General features: G+C 43.8%; 11 protein-coding genes. 6 read left to right on the top strand and 5 right to left on the bottom strand.

Features of this window, described 5'->3' with window-relative positions:
- Positions 1-8: 8 nt before the first annotated feature.
- The 4 genes from ACESR9_RS06565 to pabB all read right to left on the bottom strand — a co-directional run bounded on the left by ACESR9_RS06565 (position 9) and on the right by pabB (position 4,485).
- Positions 9-761 (bottom strand): ABC transporter permease, encoded by a 753-nt coding sequence (locus tag ACESR9_RS06565; RefSeq protein WP_003008731.1) that lies wholly within the window; start codon positions 759-761, stop codon positions 9-11.
- A 54-nt stretch (positions 762-815) separates the two neighbouring features.
- On the bottom strand, positions 816-1,724 hold the full coding sequence (locus ACESR9_RS06570; protein ID WP_373106145.1) for an ABC transporter ATP-binding protein: 909 nt from the start codon (positions 1,722-1,724) through the stop codon (positions 816-818).
- 419 nt (positions 1,725-2,143) lie between these two features.
- Positions 2,144-2,758, bottom strand: coding sequence for an alpha/beta fold hydrolase (locus ACESR9_RS06575; RefSeq protein ID WP_373106146.1), 615 nt, complete (start codon positions 2,756-2,758; stop codon positions 2,144-2,146).
- Positions 2,758-4,485 carry an aminodeoxychorismate synthase component I gene (pabB, locus tag ACESR9_RS06580; protein ID WP_373106147.1) on the bottom strand — a complete coding sequence of 576 codons (1,728 nt, stop codon included), beginning with the start codon at positions 4,483-4,485 and terminating at the stop codon, positions 2,758-2,760. Before pabB ends, ACESR9_RS06575 begins: the two co-directional genes overlap by 1 nt.
- A gap of 118 nt (positions 4,486-4,603) precedes the next feature.
- Between pabB and ACESR9_RS06585 the strand changes: the two genes are divergently transcribed.
- From ACESR9_RS06585 to ACESR9_RS06610, 6 genes are all read left to right on the top strand, one after another.
- Positions 4,604-5,659 carry an acyltransferase family protein gene (locus tag ACESR9_RS06585; RefSeq protein ID WP_373106148.1) on the top strand — a complete coding sequence of 352 codons (1,056 nt, stop codon included), beginning with the start codon at positions 4,604-4,606 and terminating at the stop codon, positions 5,657-5,659.
- Between the two features lie 302 nt (positions 5,660-5,961).
- The gene (locus ACESR9_RS06590; RefSeq protein WP_373106149.1) at positions 5,962-10,794 is read left to right on the top strand and encodes a Cna B-type domain-containing protein; all 4,833 of its coding nucleotides are present in this window, start codon (positions 5,962-5,964) and stop codon (positions 10,792-10,794) included.
- Between the two features lie 344 nt (positions 10,795-11,138).
- The gene (locus tag ACESR9_RS06595; protein WP_021153833.1) at positions 11,139-11,741 is read left to right on the top strand and encodes a hypothetical protein; all 603 of its coding nucleotides are present in this window, start codon (positions 11,139-11,141) and stop codon (positions 11,739-11,741) included.
- On the top strand, positions 11,741-12,532 hold the full coding sequence (locus tag ACESR9_RS06600; protein WP_175062049.1) for an energy-coupling factor transporter transmembrane component T: 792 nt from the start codon (positions 11,741-11,743) through the stop codon (positions 12,530-12,532). The genes ACESR9_RS06595 and ACESR9_RS06600 overlap by 1 nt, the downstream gene beginning before the upstream one ends.
- Positions 12,508-13,344, top strand: coding sequence for an ABC transporter ATP-binding protein (locus tag ACESR9_RS06605; RefSeq protein WP_201037305.1), 837 nt, complete (start codon positions 12,508-12,510; stop codon positions 13,342-13,344). Before ACESR9_RS06600 ends, ACESR9_RS06605 begins: the two co-directional genes overlap by 25 nt.
- A complete protein-coding gene (locus tag ACESR9_RS06610; protein WP_373106150.1) occupies positions 13,331-14,131 on the top strand; it encodes an energy-coupling factor ABC transporter ATP-binding protein in 801 nt (266 codons plus the stop codon). The genes ACESR9_RS06605 and ACESR9_RS06610 overlap by 14 nt, the downstream gene beginning before the upstream one ends.
- A gap of 224 nt (positions 14,132-14,355) precedes the next feature.
- Here ACESR9_RS06610 and ACESR9_RS06615 read toward each other — a convergent pair whose 3' ends face one another.
- Complete coding sequence (locus tag ACESR9_RS06615; protein ID WP_173018768.1) at positions 14,356-14,517, bottom strand: hypothetical protein; 162 nt, start codon at positions 14,515-14,517, stop codon at positions 14,356-14,358.
- Positions 14,518-14,575 lie beyond the last annotated feature (58 nt).

The raw sequence follows: 14,575 nt of genomic DNA on the forward strand, positions 1-14,575 counted from the left end.
CTCTTTTCTTATAAATCTTTGTGTTTAAAAGTAGCGAGTCCTAGGAAGCCGAAAACAAGGATGAATCCAAGGGCGATCGAGAGGGTGTTGGTTGTTGCTGTGGTGCTCTGTACCAAGGAATATTGGAATTCCAAGTTTAGATAGTGGAGAATATCAATATCTTTAAAGAAGAGCGCAGGAAGGCTTAAGAGGATATTTCCAATGAAGTAGCCAACGAAGGCCAAGGTGATGGATTGGCTAGCGTAAAGAAGGAAGGAAATGATGCTGACCCAAGCCAAGGTGGAAAGGAACTGAATCAGCACGGTCAGTCCAAAATGAGCCAAGAAGTGCTCTGGCATGGTGCCAAGTCCATTGTAGAGAGTCGCGATCAAGAAGACGAGACCATAAGAAACAAGAAATTGAAAGAGAGCAATGGTCAGGACAACGGCGCTTTTGGCAAAGTAGTAGCTGGTACGCGAAACACCATAGGCCAGGCTATTCTTGTATAAGTTTTGCGTTAAGTCTGTTCCCAGGACCAAGGTGATGACAATAATGGTAAAGAGGATAGTCACACTGATGCTGGAAGAGTAGTTGGTCAAGGCTTTAAAGCCCGTCCAAACTTCGGTTGCTTGGGGTAATTTGGATTCCGTATTGACGCCGACGTGGCCGGTAGCTCCAAAGATGACTCCAGACAGGATGTTGAGAACGAGAATGGCTTCTGTAATCCAAAAACCTTTAGAGCGAAAAAGTCTGTAAAAATCTGCTTGAATGGTATGCAACATGATAAATCTCCTAAATGAAATATGTGGGATAAGTAATGCAAGACGGTGGGTTGACTAGTCTACCAAGTCCGTAAAGAATTTTTCCAGATCTTGGCGGGCATAGTAGATTTCGTCCACGTCAATATCGGCTTTAACCAAGGCTTTGACAATGACTTTAATATCGTGAGTCTGTCCGAAGATATGGATTTCTCCGTCCTTATCGATGACCTTGATGCGATGATGGAGCTGATCTTGGATCAGTTGACTGGCAAGGGCTAGCTGGCTAGTCTTGAGGATGATGTAATCTTCTCCTTGTTCTTCGAATTCAGCCTTGCTAATTTCTTTAATCAGGCGTCCTTGGTCGACAATACCAAAGCGATTGGCAACCAGATAAAGTTCAGAGAGGATGTGACTGGAAATGAGGATGGTCATGCCGAGTTCATCATTGAGGCGCTTGATCATTTGACGGAATTCCTTGATTCCGACAGGATCGAGACCATTGATGGGTTCGTCTAGAATGAGGAAGTCGGGCTTGGCAATCAGCGCAATCGCAATTCCCAACCGTTGTTTCATCCCGAGTGAAAAATCGCGGAATTTCTTCTTACCCGTATTATTCAGGCCAACATAGTTCAAAGTTTCTTTGATGACCTGGTCGGGATTTGGGATATGGCGAGCCTTGCAATAGTAGACTAAATTTTGGTAGGCGGTCATATGCTTGTGAGCCACAGGGCTTTCAATGACAGATCCAACCCGTTTCAGCGCTTGCGTCCACTGGGAGCGATTTGTAGAAGCAAAGAGGGAGACGCTTCCGTCAGTTTCTTGAATCAGCTGGGTGATGACCTTGATGAGGGTGGTTTTCCCTGCCCCGTTCTTACCGATCAGGCCGTAGACGTCACCTTTGCGAATGCTCAGATTCACATCATTTAAGGCGTATTGTTGACCAAATTTTTTACTCAAATGGGAAATTTCTAATACTTTTTCCATGGTTTTCTCCTTCGTCCAAATGACTAGTTGTTTTCTTTACACTCTTAGTATACAGCTTGCTTTTCAAATAACTATCAAGCAATTCTCAAATATTTCTAAAAAAAAACGACTAACTTTTAAAAAGTTAGCCGTGACTTTAAGAATAAGTTTTCTTAGAGGTTTTCCTTAGGTGAGTACGGACGTCAGCGAACTTCAAAGAAGTTCCATGACTTAGTTTTGAGTCTAAGGTCTCAAAACTCCCGAGTGCCTGAAACTATTGTGTTTCAGGCACTTTTCTCACGGCGGAAAGCCTCAAGAAATTCATGCATAACTTTAAAAATAAACATTTCTTTAAAGTTCTTGATTTTTTAAGTTATGTAACATGAAATAATACTTTATCTACATTAAGAGGAACTGTTTTTAAAGTTAGCCTCTTCATTTTAAAATTCAGTGACAAACTCCTTGATGGCTTGCGCGAGTTCATAGGGTTTCTCGGTATTGAGTAGATGACCTCCGTCTGCGATTTCTTGATAGCGGCCTTTTGGCAGGAGCTTGGCCAATTTTTTAGAAGAAGATTGATTGGCCCAATCTCTGCTACCACAAACAACCAAGCTAGGAAGAGGGCAAGCTTTAACGGTATCGGTTAAATTGAGCCCTTTTAATTCGGTCAAGATTTGAAGCATCTGTTGTTTATTGGCATCTTGTTTTTCAAAGACATGCTTGGGAAGCAGACGAAAAAGGAGAATCTGGAGCCGATAGAGGGGATTGGTGTTGAGTTTGTATTGAGTTCCCGCAAGGACCAATCCCTTGAGTTGTGGAAAGTCTTGTTCAGAGAGATCAAGTGCAAGGACACCACCTAGTGAGAGGCCTACCAGAATAAAGGGTTCACTCTCTTGCTGGAGGCGCTCCATCAGCCTTGCTTTGACCTCCTGATAGCTTTCGCTTGGATGAGAGAAAATATCAAAAGTTTTGGAGTGCAAGGGTGAAAGTGCAAATTGGACTCCTTGCCAAGAGAGGACATCTTGCCCTAGTCCATGTAAAAAAATTAGTTTCATCAGGAATCCTTTCTTTGAAAATCGAGTTCGTAGAGACCACGAAGAGCATTGCAGGCATAAATACGATCAGCGTCTGTTAAATCGTTCAGAGTTAAGAGTTTTTCTTCAACTTGCTGGGTCTCAAGAAGATGGCGCCGATAAATGCCATCGAGTAAGGGGAGGTGAGCTGGTGGGGTATAGCGTTGTCCCTCTATCTCCAGCACCAGATTGCCAATCGTCGTCTCCAGTAAGGTTCCATCTGGCAGATGGAAAATTTGCTCGTGATTTGACTGGCTGAGATGGTCTCTCTGACTCGTTTTGAAATAAGTAAATGGCGTCGCTAAATCAAGCTTCTGTTCTGTCAGTTGGGCCTGTAGATAGCTAGCTGGCAAGTCTGTCAGCTCCGTGATCACTAGGTGGAAGGTACCGTTTTTTTGCAAGGCAATCCGACAACGATAGTCAAGGTTGGACTCCAAATGAGCAAGCTCTTCTTGAAGTTCTTTCAGGAGTTTTTGCTCATCATAAGGATAGGCAAAGTAGCGACTAGCTTCCCTCAAGCGTGTTACATGTTGGTCTAGGAAAGTCAATTCTCCTTGGTGGATACGTCCGGTCGTCAGGAGATCAAATCGAGGCTCTTGCCGGTAAAGAACCGCCGATTTTTGCTTGGTTTCCTGGTATTCACCTTCCCATTTACTGTCCCAAGTGATGCCTCCTCCCACACCATAGATGGCTTGATTACCTTGCATTTGAAGGGTCCGGATGGCTACATTAAAAATCCGTTTCCCTTTTGGAAGAAGGATGCCGATCGTTCCACAGTAGACACCTCGAGGAGCCTTCTCTGTCTTGTGGATGATTTCCATAGTGGAGATCTTCGGTGCTCCTGTAATCGAGCCACAAGGAAAGAGAGCTCGGAAGGTTTGGATCAGGTCGATTTCAGCTCGTAAGCGACTTTCAATGGTCGAGGTCATCTGCCAAACAGTGGAGTATTGCTCGACTTGGCAGAGATGGGTCACCTGCTCACTTCCAATCTCCGAAATCCGGTTCATGTCATTGCGGAGGAGGTCGACGATCATCATGTTTTCTGCTCGATTTTTCGGGTCGGCTTCTAGCCAAGCAGCCTCTTGAAGATCCTCTTGGTTAGTGAGACCACGGTGCGTCGTTCCCTTCATAGGGCGCGTGGTCAGTAGCCGGTCGTCTTGCTCAAAAAAGAGCTCAGGACTGATGGAGAGGATGGAGACATCATCGTGCTGGATTAAGGCATTGTAATGGGCTTTCTGCTCAACCACCAAGCGGTTGTAGATGGCCAAAGGGTCAGACTTTAGCTCTTGAGAAAGCTGGACGGTGTAGTTGACCTGGTAGGTATCTCCCTGGCGGATATGGTGATGGATGGTCTCGATGGCTTCTTGATAAGCAGGCGCCTCTACCTCTTCCTTCCAATTGGCTGGAAGATCCACAGCTTCATAGTCCTCGGGAAAAGGAAGGGTTTCGACCTCCTCGTGGATCGTAAAATAGAGGAGATACTCTCCCATAAGAGGTGCTGGATGGACAGCAAACTTCTTCTCAAAAGCAGGAGCAGCCTCAAAGCTGACATAGCCAACCGCATAAAAACCTTGCTCCTGGTAGGTTTCGACTTCTCTAAGAAGATCCTCTACCTGGTCGTGGTCTCTGGTTTTTAATTCCTTTATGGGCTTGGTGAAAAGGTGGCGCAAACCAAGCTCTTTAAAATCAATGATGGTTTGTTTATGCATGCTTTGAGTATATCAAAAATAGAGGAAAAAAGGTAGATAAGGATGTAAGATTCCTTGCTTGGCCTTCCCTTTCATGCTAAAATAACCATAGAAACTGCTTTGGGCAAGGAGTAGGACCATGCAAAAGAATCCCCTCTATAACACCTCTAGTATCAGCTTTTTTCAATACCTCTTTGCGATTGCAGTGATATTGGTGCATAGTGGTCGCTTGACCTCTTATGAGCCACTGCATTTTGGTCTCAAGAGTATGCTTGGCCGGCTAGCGGTGCCATTTTTTATCGTCTGTGCCAGCTTTTTCCTCAAGCAATCCCTAGGGAATTCTCAGAAAATGAAGGCCTATCTGGTCAAAATTGTAAAAACCTATTTGTTTTGGAGTTTTGTTTACCTTCCTTATGCCTGGCTCTTTTTCTCTAGTCTCCATCTTCCTATCTATCTTTTTCCAGCAGGTGTTCTCATTGCACTGATCTATCTGGGGATGTGCTACCAACTCTGGTATATCCCAGCCTTTTTGCTGGGTTTGTTTTTGGTCAATCAATTGGTAAAACACCTAGGTATGGTTTGGACGGGGTTGATCACCTTTCTTCTTTACTGCTGGGGCTTGATCGAGACCTATTCGGCTTATCTGGACACCACAAGTCTTCTCAAAGGTTACCAGCTCTACAGCAATTTATTTTTTACAGCGCGAAATGGTCTCTTTTACACGCCCATTTTTATCTATATGGGTTATTATCTGTATGACCATTTTCATGCACAAACTTTTAGAATTCACCGTTGGCAAAAGCTAGCTCTTGCCTTTGGATTGCTCTGTCTAGAAGGGATCATTATTTTTCAACACGAAGGAATTGATAAGAACTTTTTCTTTCTTCTTCCCTTTGTGACCGTTTATTTTGTCAATGCTTGCCTGCGATCGTCTTTTCTAAAAACCTATGATCTACAGTATTTAAAACAGATGAGTATGGCCCTTTACTTTTCCCATCCGATCTTTATCGAGTTGGCACGCTATGGCTTTAGGACTCTCCCTCTTTCTTATCCCGATAGGGGCAAGCTGATTTTTATGGTGGCCTTGTTTGGAAGCCATCTCTTTGGAGTGGCCATGCTGTGGGTACGAGATAGAAGGGAAAAACAAAAGATTCCTTCAAATGGTGAAGAGTTAGATGAAATAACCAACCAATAGTAGGGTGTACAAACCTCAAACAGTTGTGTTTGAGGTTTTTTTGTATGGACAAATTAAGGGGGATAAGGATTGTTAGGCCTGTTCCACCTTATTTATATATGTTTTATTTGATTGCCCTTGGATAGAAGGACGGGGAAATCATTACCAGATAGTGACTTATAATATAGACATTAGTGCAAACAATGTCTATATTATTAAATATTTATTATTTATTTTGAAAAGCAATAGATATTCTAAAAAATAATTGATAAAATTAAAGGGAGGGCATTTTTGGAAGGCTAAGAAAAGTAAGGAGATAAAACATGAAAAAGCTTAGTTTATTATGGAAAAACTTTTTGAACAAAGGTTTTGCCATTTTAACGATTCTCATGATGCTAGGCCAGATTGGTCAAGGGGCTGTAACTGCCTATGCCAACCAGCTAGCAGTTGGAGATAACGGGGCCTTGGATGTTACCCTCTTGTATGGGGATAAACAAGACCATCCAGGTGGCATGTCCTATTTTACAGGGGATACCATGTCTGGCTATATCCAGATTACCCCTAAAAATTTGACAACCGACATTAACGATGTCGCGATTACTTTGAAAGTACCAGGCAAGTACCTCAGAGAAGTCAGCATTCCAGACTTTAATAGTGCCTCAGAGCATGATAAACCAACGGTAACAAAGGTTGGTGATGATTATCAAGTCACCCTTCACTTTAGCAATTACCAAAAATCAGAAGTGTTGACCTTGCCTTTTATCGGGAGGTTTACAATCGGGTATCCACCGACGAATTACTCGCTAGATATCACAGGAACATTGAACATCAATGGGCAAGAAACAGCGCTCAATGATATCATTTGGAAGCCTAAGTACAACGATTATCGTTTCACCAAATACATCAATCAAAACTTGAACGAAGCCATGTCTAAGGACTATGCGGAAGCTATGCCAGGTGTTGTCAAAGGTGCAGATGGAAAGAACTATATTGAAACACCATCTTCTGTCCCATTTGCCTTCCAATTGGACGGAATGCGTGGTCAATACGGTGGTCAATACCGTCAGTTAGAATCAGCAACGATCACTGATAAGTTACCAACCTATACAGATAAGAGTGGGAAGACTCGTACAGCTGTTCTCGATACAGCCAAGTCTGAAGGCTGGGTAGACAATGGAGATGGAACTGTTTCGAAGACGTTCAAGGCGGATGCAAACGACAATCCAGCAGCTTATCACCAAGAATTTATGACCAAAATCAAGGATACAAGTTACCTCTACTTGAAATTCCCTGATTTGGTCTTAGAAAAAGACCAAAGTCTCAAGGACGTTCTTAGTAAGGATTTGACCAATACTGGTAGCATCGTAGGAATTCCTGCCAACCGTGGAGAGGGCGAACCAGATATTACAGCGGAAGATTCCCTTATTTTCCGTTTGACTTCACGTGACCTTGAAGGAGCCGGAAGCTTTGCCAAACGGGCTGATGGGGATGTTTATGATTCAACAGACTACAAGGCTGCTAATTACAAGTGGATTCTAAAATTTCATAATAACACCCCTTCACCTCAGAAGAATTTTGTTTTTTACGATGAGACTGTGGACCCTCGCTTGAAGTTTACCAGGATCGATTATAGTCGCCTGATGGAAGGAAACTATGGGATTGGGAAACAAATCCATACCATTGTCAAACGAATCATCCTGACTATGGAAGATGGTAGTACGAAAGAAATTCAGTCAGAAGCAGATAAAGACGGGAACGGTCTAATTGATTTGACCAAGTATGGAACCGTTGTGGGCTGGCGGATGGAAATGAAGGATGATTTTGTCCTTCAATCTGGTCAGGGAATTACCCTCAATAGCTATACAAGCTTCAAGGATCCTGAAAAGACGCGTTACGATGAAACGGATGCGACCAAAAATGTCTACAAGAATACAGGCCGTGTGACTTATAAAACACAGTCAAACGTTGCCAAAGATCAGTCAGCAGATTGGAGCTTTAAGCTGATTCCTATGAAGGAAAGCTTTGAAATTGCAAAAACGACTGATTACAATGATGTTCGCTATACTGATGGACAAAATATTCGTTTTGGTTTGATGGCAACCAAAGTAGTTTTAGATCCTGATAAGAATTATGGAGACCTACGGATTATTGATCTTTATGATCCGAATACCCTTAAAGTCGATTTTAAAGATTTTGAGAGAAACCTTGCCTCTAGTGAAAAAGGTATGAAATTCCTTAAGAGCTACGAGGTTATTGAAAATTACCACAATTCAGGTCGAACCGCTATTGTGATGCATTTGGACCAAAAAGAGTTTATTAAAGCTTCTCTTATGGATCTTAATCGTGTGCGTTTACCGTTTATCGTGGCCGATTTAAAAGGAAAAGATGACGGTGGAACCTTCACCAATAAAGTATATGTGGCAGGAGACGGAATCCACGATCTTGAAAATGCCAACCCTGATCGAGTTACCGAAGACGTGTATGACCTAAACGGGAATGGATCAACAACGGATAAGATTCCTTATGCTCAATCAAACTATACAATTGTCGCAGCTGAAGGGATCTATGCCCGCAAATACATCGCTAAAAATGATGATCTATCCGATGCATCTACTGTTACTCGTACCTTCAAGCCTGGTGAAACCTTTAACTACAAGATCACCATTAAAAATAATACAGATAAGCCAGTCGAAGACGGAGTTGTTTACGATGCTCTACCAAAAGTACACGATGTCAATACCCTAGATGGTTCAAATCGTTTGACTGAATATACGGTTAGCCTCCGTGGACCTATAGCTGCTCCTGAAGGCTGGACAGTCTACTACACGACAGATCCTAGTGTCACAAGTGACACCATGGAGCAGGCTGCAGATAAGGATATCTGGACGACAGCTGTAGCAGATTACAGTCAAGTGACGGGTATCAAGTTTGTGGCGGATAAAGGAACGACGATCCCAGCCCGTAGTGAAGCAAACTTTGGTGTCCCAGTTGTTAACCCAACGGAGTTGACAAACGACGTCAAAGACTTGATGCAAAAACGTACCAAAGATAACGAAGACAACGGTGGACGTTCCGGTGTAGTCCAAGCCCATAACCAATTTGGATACAAGGCTAAAGGCCACGAAGGAAACCGTGAGTCCAATACCGTAACAGCACAAATCTTCTCAGCAGCTTTCCAAGTCAAGAAAGTCGATAAGGACAATCCGAAGAAAGTCCTTGAAGGTGCTACATTCACCTTAACAGATGCAAATGGAGCTGTTGTTGCGACGGCAACTTCTGATAAGAATGGAGAACTTTCCTTTAACACCTTAACAGAAGGAAACTATACGCTAAAAGAAACACAAGCACCTGCAAATTACAAGTTGGATGAAACAGATCATGCAGTGGTTGTGACCTATGATGCAGACAAGCAAATCTACCACGTCACGGTGGATGGAAAAGCTGTCGGCTCAAAAGCTCTTCCTCTAGAAATCGCGAATGAAGCAGATATCAAGTATATCGATCTTGAAGCTTCAAAAGTTTGGGATGACCAAGACAACCAAGAAGGGCTTCGCCCAGAAAGTGTCGAATTCCAACTCTATAAGAATGGAAAAGCGGAAGGAAAACCAGTCACGGTCTCAGCTGCAACAGACTGGAAAGCTCACTTTACGAACCTTCCAGATAAAGACAGCAATGGCAAGGTCAATACCTATACGGTCAAAGAAGTGAAAGTACCGACTCATTATACGGTTGATACAGAAGAAGCCAGCTTCACTGATGGAAAAGCAACCATCACCAATAAACGCACTCCTGAGACAACGACGGTTACCGTTAAGAAAGTCTGGGATGATGCCGATAACCAAGACGGTCTTCGTCCTACAACTATTAAGGTTCACCTCTTAGCCAATGGAAAAGAAGTGCAATCAATCGATCTTGCTGGTCAAGGAAATGAATGGACGCATACTTTCACCGACCTACCCGTCTATAAAGATGGTCAAAAAGTTGTCTACACAGTGACAGAAGACAAGGTGGATAATTACACCACTAAGATTGATGGAACAACGATCACCAATAGCTACAAACCTGGTAAGACAAGCCTCACCGTTACCAAAAACTGGGAAGATGCCAATAACCAAGATGGCCTCCGTCCAAAAACGATTAAGGTTCAATTGTATGCTGGGGATGAAAAAGTTGGTCAAGCTGTTGAATTGTCAGCAGATAACAAATGGACCCATACCTTCTCAAACCTAGACGAGAATAAAGCTGGCCAAGTTATCAACTATACCGTCAAAGAAATCGATGTCCCAGAAGGCTACACACAAGCCGTCGAAGCAACAAATCCAGGCCAAGTAGTCGTGACCAATACGCACGCTCCAGAAAAGACTAAGGTAGAAGTGAGCAAGAAATGGGAAGATGCTGATAACCAAGATGGTCTACGCCCAGCCAGCATACAAGTTCAATTGTACAAAGATGGCATTCCTACTGACCAAGTATTAGAGCTTTCAGCAGCGAATGACTGGAAAGGTGCATTTGAAAATCTTGATGCCAAGGCAACTGGAAAAGCGATTGCTTATACGGTTAAAGAAGTTGCTGTCCCAGATGGTTACAAGGTGACGGTAAATGATAAGGACAAGGCTAATGTTGTCTTGACCAACACGCATGAACCAGCTCTTACAGAGATGAAAGTCACTAAGAAGTGGGATGATGCCAATGACCAAGATGGTCTTCGTCCAAAATCCATTAAGGTTCAACTCTATGCTGGTGATGAAAAAGTAGGAGAGCCGGTTGAATTGTCAGCGGACAATCAATGGACTCATACCTTCAGCAAGTTGCCTGAAAAGAAAGCTGGCCAAGCTATCAGCTATCGTGTGGAAGAAGTAGATCTTCCAAAAGGCTATGAAGCAAGTAAGGTTGAGGATGAAAAAGGAAATGTGGTGATTACCAATAAACATGTTCCAAAAGAAAATCCGAAACAACCAACTCCGCCAAGTTCATCTGAACCAAAGAAACCGGGTCAATCTGAACCTAAAAAACCAAGCCAACCAGAGCCGAAGAAACCAGGCAAAATCTTAGGATTCTTACCAAATACGGGTACGACGATCTCTATCATTAGTCTTGTCTTAGCCTTTGTCTTGGCAAGTATCGCTGCTTATATTTTGAAGAAAAAGAAAAAATAAGCTAGCCTAAAATGAAGCAAACACCATTTCTGGTGTTTGTTTTTTGTTCTTCTGGCCTTAAATGATCGGATGATGGGGGGGATAACCATTTCAATTAGAGTTAGGGGAGTAGTTGAAATCCATTTTCCGAACATTTTCAAGAAAATTTTAGAAAATCCTTGACATTTTAGGGAAAGGGAGTATGATTAATTGTGAACTGTTGAACAAATATTTTCAAGGAGAGGATCCGATGTCGACTAAGGTGATTCTGCTAGAATGAAGGCAGTTCAACCATAAAAATCTATAGAGCGTTGCGTCCGAAAGTCTAAACAGACACGGCTCTTTAAAAACAAAAGGAGAAGATTATGAAAACAGAACCGATTCATCGTACCAGTATGTGGAAATTTAAGTTAAGTGCTGCCACCATGACTTTGATTCCCGCTGCCGTGGGGATTAACTATGTTGCTAAAGCCTTGGCGGAGGGGTTAAAGTTGCCCGTTTGGCTGGGGTCTTTGGGAACCTTTCTTGCCAGCATGTTGGCTGGGCCGGTTGCCGGTGCCATCAGTGGTTTCATCAACAACGTGATCTATGGGCTGACCTTATCGCCAATTTCAACCGTGTATGCGATTACCAGCATCGGAATTGGGATTGCTGTCGGAGTTTTGCACGCCAATGGGTGGTTCTCGTCAGCGCGACGAGTATTTGTTTCTGCTATTATTATTGCCATCGTTTCAGCTGTCATTTCAACGCCACTCAACGTCATCTTTTGGGGTGGTCAGACCGGTATCGCTTGGGGTGACTCATTGTTTGCGGTAATGGTCGCCAATCATGCACCAGTGTGGCTGGCCTCATTTACCGATGAGTTTGTCTTGGATATTTTGGATAAAGTCTGCGTGGCCTACCTGGCATTCTTCATCTATCGTCAGCTGCCGAAGCGGATGGTGCACTTCTTTAGCGGTGATAAATGATGACTGATCAAACATTGATTTCTGGAGCGCCACGGGTCAAGCTCAAGTGGTACCAGGTGATCGATCCGATTACTAAGCTCTTGTTCATCTTGGACATGACGTTGTTGAGCTTTGCCAGTATGAATTTATTGCTTCAGGCCGGATTAATTCTTGTCGCAACACTGCTATTGTTATTTTCCAAATTGAGTTCTACCATCTTTAAGGCGCTGGGATTCAGCCTGTTTCTGATTTGCACTATGCTGATCATCCAAGGGTTATTTTACAGTCGGAATCAAACTGTGCTGTTTTCTGTGCTTGGGGTGTCGTTCTACAAAGAAGGCCTGATTTACGCCACCACTCTGGGTTGTCGAGTATTGGTGATTATTTTGACCAGTGGCTTTTTTATGGTGACCACGAGTATTTCAGAAAACGCGGCCTATTTGGAACTGTCCGGATTGTCTTATAAAACCGTCTACGTTCTGATGTCGGTGTGTTATATTTTGCCGGAAATGATGCGCAATATGCGGAAAATCCAGCAGGCACAAAAAGTTCGCGGAACCAATCCGCAAAAAACGTTGATTCAGAAATTAAAGTCAGTCCTGCCGGTTCTAATTCCATTGGTGATTAAGACCTTGGATCAATCGATGGCGCGGTCGATTTCTCTCCAACTGAGAGGTTTTGATAATCTTAACCGGACTGTCAGAACCTCCCAGCGCGTGTATCGCCTGTCGCGGACGCTGCACATTGGTCTGACTGGATTGGCAATTTTATTGATTGGGTGGAAGATATGGACGAAGATAAACGGATTGTAATTGAAAATTTGACCACCCGTTATCCGGGTACTGAGCAACCACAACTGCGTCAGATTAACGCGGAGGTTCATACCGGCCAGGTGGTTGGGATTATCGGGAATAGCCACTCCGGCAAATCGACTTTGTGCCATGTGCTGGCAGGGGTCATTCCCAAAATGGTGTCTGCTGAGATTGAGGGCGACTGGCACATGTTTGGCCAGCGAGTGTCCGACAATTGGCCCGTTTATAATGCCATGAATGGAGTTGTACTGCAAAATCCAGCTGGCCAACTAAGCGGGTTGGCAGACACGGTTGCCGATGAAATCGCCTTTGACTTGATTAATCAGGGAATGGCTGAAGGACTGATTCAAAAACGGGTTGAAGAAGTTGCCACGCAAATGGGGCTGATTGAACAGCTGAATTTGCGTCCCGAGAGCCTTTCCGGTGGTCAGAGCCAGCGGTTGGCAATTGCCACGGCGATTGCGACTAACCCGGCTGTTTTGATTATGGATGATCCGACCAGTCAGATGGATCCCCTTGGCCGCCGACAATTTTTCCAATGGCTGGCCCAAGTCAAAGAGACGACTGTCTTCATTGTCACCAGTGAAATTGACGATTTGTGCGAAGTCGCCGACGTTGTGTGGGTGCTGCATGAGGGTCAAATGGTAGCCCAGGGCAGGCCGGGTGAGGTGTTTAATCATTTGGAAGCTGACTGGCAGATTCCAGCTCCGACAATCCAGCAACTTGCTCAAAAAATGGATTGGCACTTGGCTGATGGCCGGTATCCGGTGAATGACGCTGAACTGAAGGAGGTTTTTTATGCCCACAATTGAACTGAACCACCTGACGTTCGCTTATCCGGAACGGTCCTTTAGCTTGGATGTTGAAGACAAACACTTCGCCGATCCGATGGTGGCGATTGTCGGCCAAAATGGTGCCGGCAAATCAACGCTCTTCAAATTGTTGACGGGTTTGCTGACACCACAAACCGGTGTGATTAAGATCGATGGAGAAAATTTTAATGATCTTAAACCAGTCGAAAAGTTACTGAAGGTTGGGATTACTTTTCAGAATCCTGACGATCAGCTTTTCAACCCGACCGTTCAACGAGAGGTGGAGTGGAGTGTCGCGCAGGTCATGGATGACCGCGACACGATTACGAGGCGGGCTTTAGCGGCTCTAAAAAGAGTTGGCTTGGATGATAAAACAGCTGAAAGTCCATATGACCTGTCATTGTCGGAACGCAAGCTGTTAAGCGTTGCCACAGTTTTGGCAGTGGATCCGGCGATTTATTTATTTGATGAGCCGATGATGTCGCTTGATTGGGAAAGCCGGCGCAAGTTGACCGCAATTTTCCATCAGTTGGCTGATTCGGGCCACCAAGTTGTGACCATCACCCATGACATGGATTGGGTCGCCGCCGAGTTTGAGTCGGTGTATGTTATGGAACACGGGAAGTTTGGCTTCGCCGGCAGTCCACGGGAATTATTCAGCGATCACGAACTTGTCCAGCGAGTGGGATTACTACCACCGCGGATTATGGACATAGCGAAGTCGCTGGGTGATTCACAGACATATTTATCGGTTAATGATTATTGCCAGAAAAATCGAGATGTATAGAAAAAGTCACCTCTGCGGGTTTTCCAGGTTGAAGGATTAACTTCAGCTTCTGGCAAGAACTCACATGGGTGACTTTTGTGTTTAATAACGTTTCATGATCATCGGGTGCTTCCTCAGATCACTCGGTTTGGTTTTACTTTATTTCATGGTCATAATCATATACCATTTCTTTTGGATCTTTTGTTTGACTAATACAAAATAGGTCTTCATAGGTCTTCGCATTTTTAGCGCCCATTAGGATCATCAGTATAATTTTCTGAATTAGGAGACTGTCCCATCACTATTCGAACTTTGTCTCCCAACTTACGCTGTTCCCATTCATCCGTGAATCCTTTAAATCGCAATTCTGGAACTTTCTTTTTAACTGAATCATCTATTTTCGCCATAGTCCCCACCATTTTATTGGTTTTTCTTGATTTACTTTATCAACAGTCTCGTTGGTTG

Origin of the sequence: Streptococcus parasanguinis, from assembly GCF_964238605.1 — a bacterium.
Classification (GTDB): Bacteria; Bacillota; Bacilli; order Lactobacillales; family Streptococcaceae; genus Streptococcus; species Streptococcus parasanguinis_AJ.

Excerpts from the sequence above, each read along its gene's own strand:
- ACESR9_RS06565 (WP_003008731.1), bottom strand. The coding sequence starts at position 761 with ATGTTGCATACCATTCAAGCAGATTTTTACAGACTTTTTCGCTCTAAA.
- ACESR9_RS06570 (WP_373106145.1), bottom strand. The coding sequence starts at position 1,724 with ATGGAAAAAGTATTAGAAATTTCCCATTTGAGTAAAAAATTTGGTCAA.
- ACESR9_RS06575 (WP_373106146.1), bottom strand. The coding sequence starts at position 2,758 with ATGAAACTAATTTTTTTACATGGACTAGGGCAAGATGTCCTCTCTTGG.
- pabB (WP_373106147.1), bottom strand. The coding sequence starts at position 4,485 with ATGCATAAACAAACCATCATTGATTTTAAAGAGCTTGGTTTGCGCCAC.
- ACESR9_RS06585 (WP_373106148.1), top strand. The coding sequence starts at position 4,604 with ATGCAAAAGAATCCCCTCTATAACACCTCTAGTATCAGCTTTTTTCAA.
- ACESR9_RS06590 (WP_373106149.1), top strand. The coding sequence starts at position 5,962 with ATGAAAAAGCTTAGTTTATTATGGAAAAACTTTTTGAACAAAGGTTTT.
- ACESR9_RS06595 (WP_021153833.1), top strand. The coding sequence starts at position 11,139 with ATGAAAACAGAACCGATTCATCGTACCAGTATGTGGAAATTTAAGTTA.
- ACESR9_RS06600 (WP_175062049.1), top strand. The coding sequence starts at position 11,741 with ATGACTGATCAAACATTGATTTCTGGAGCGCCACGGGTCAAGCTCAAG.
- ACESR9_RS06605 (WP_201037305.1), top strand. The coding sequence starts at position 12,508 with ATGGACGAAGATAAACGGATTGTAATTGAAAATTTGACCACCCGTTAT.
- ACESR9_RS06610 (WP_373106150.1), top strand. The coding sequence starts at position 13,331 with ATGCCCACAATTGAACTGAACCACCTGACGTTCGCTTATCCGGAACGG.
- ACESR9_RS06615 (WP_173018768.1), bottom strand. The coding sequence starts at position 14,517 with ATGGCGAAAATAGATGATTCAGTTAAAAAGAAAGTTCCAGAATTGCGA.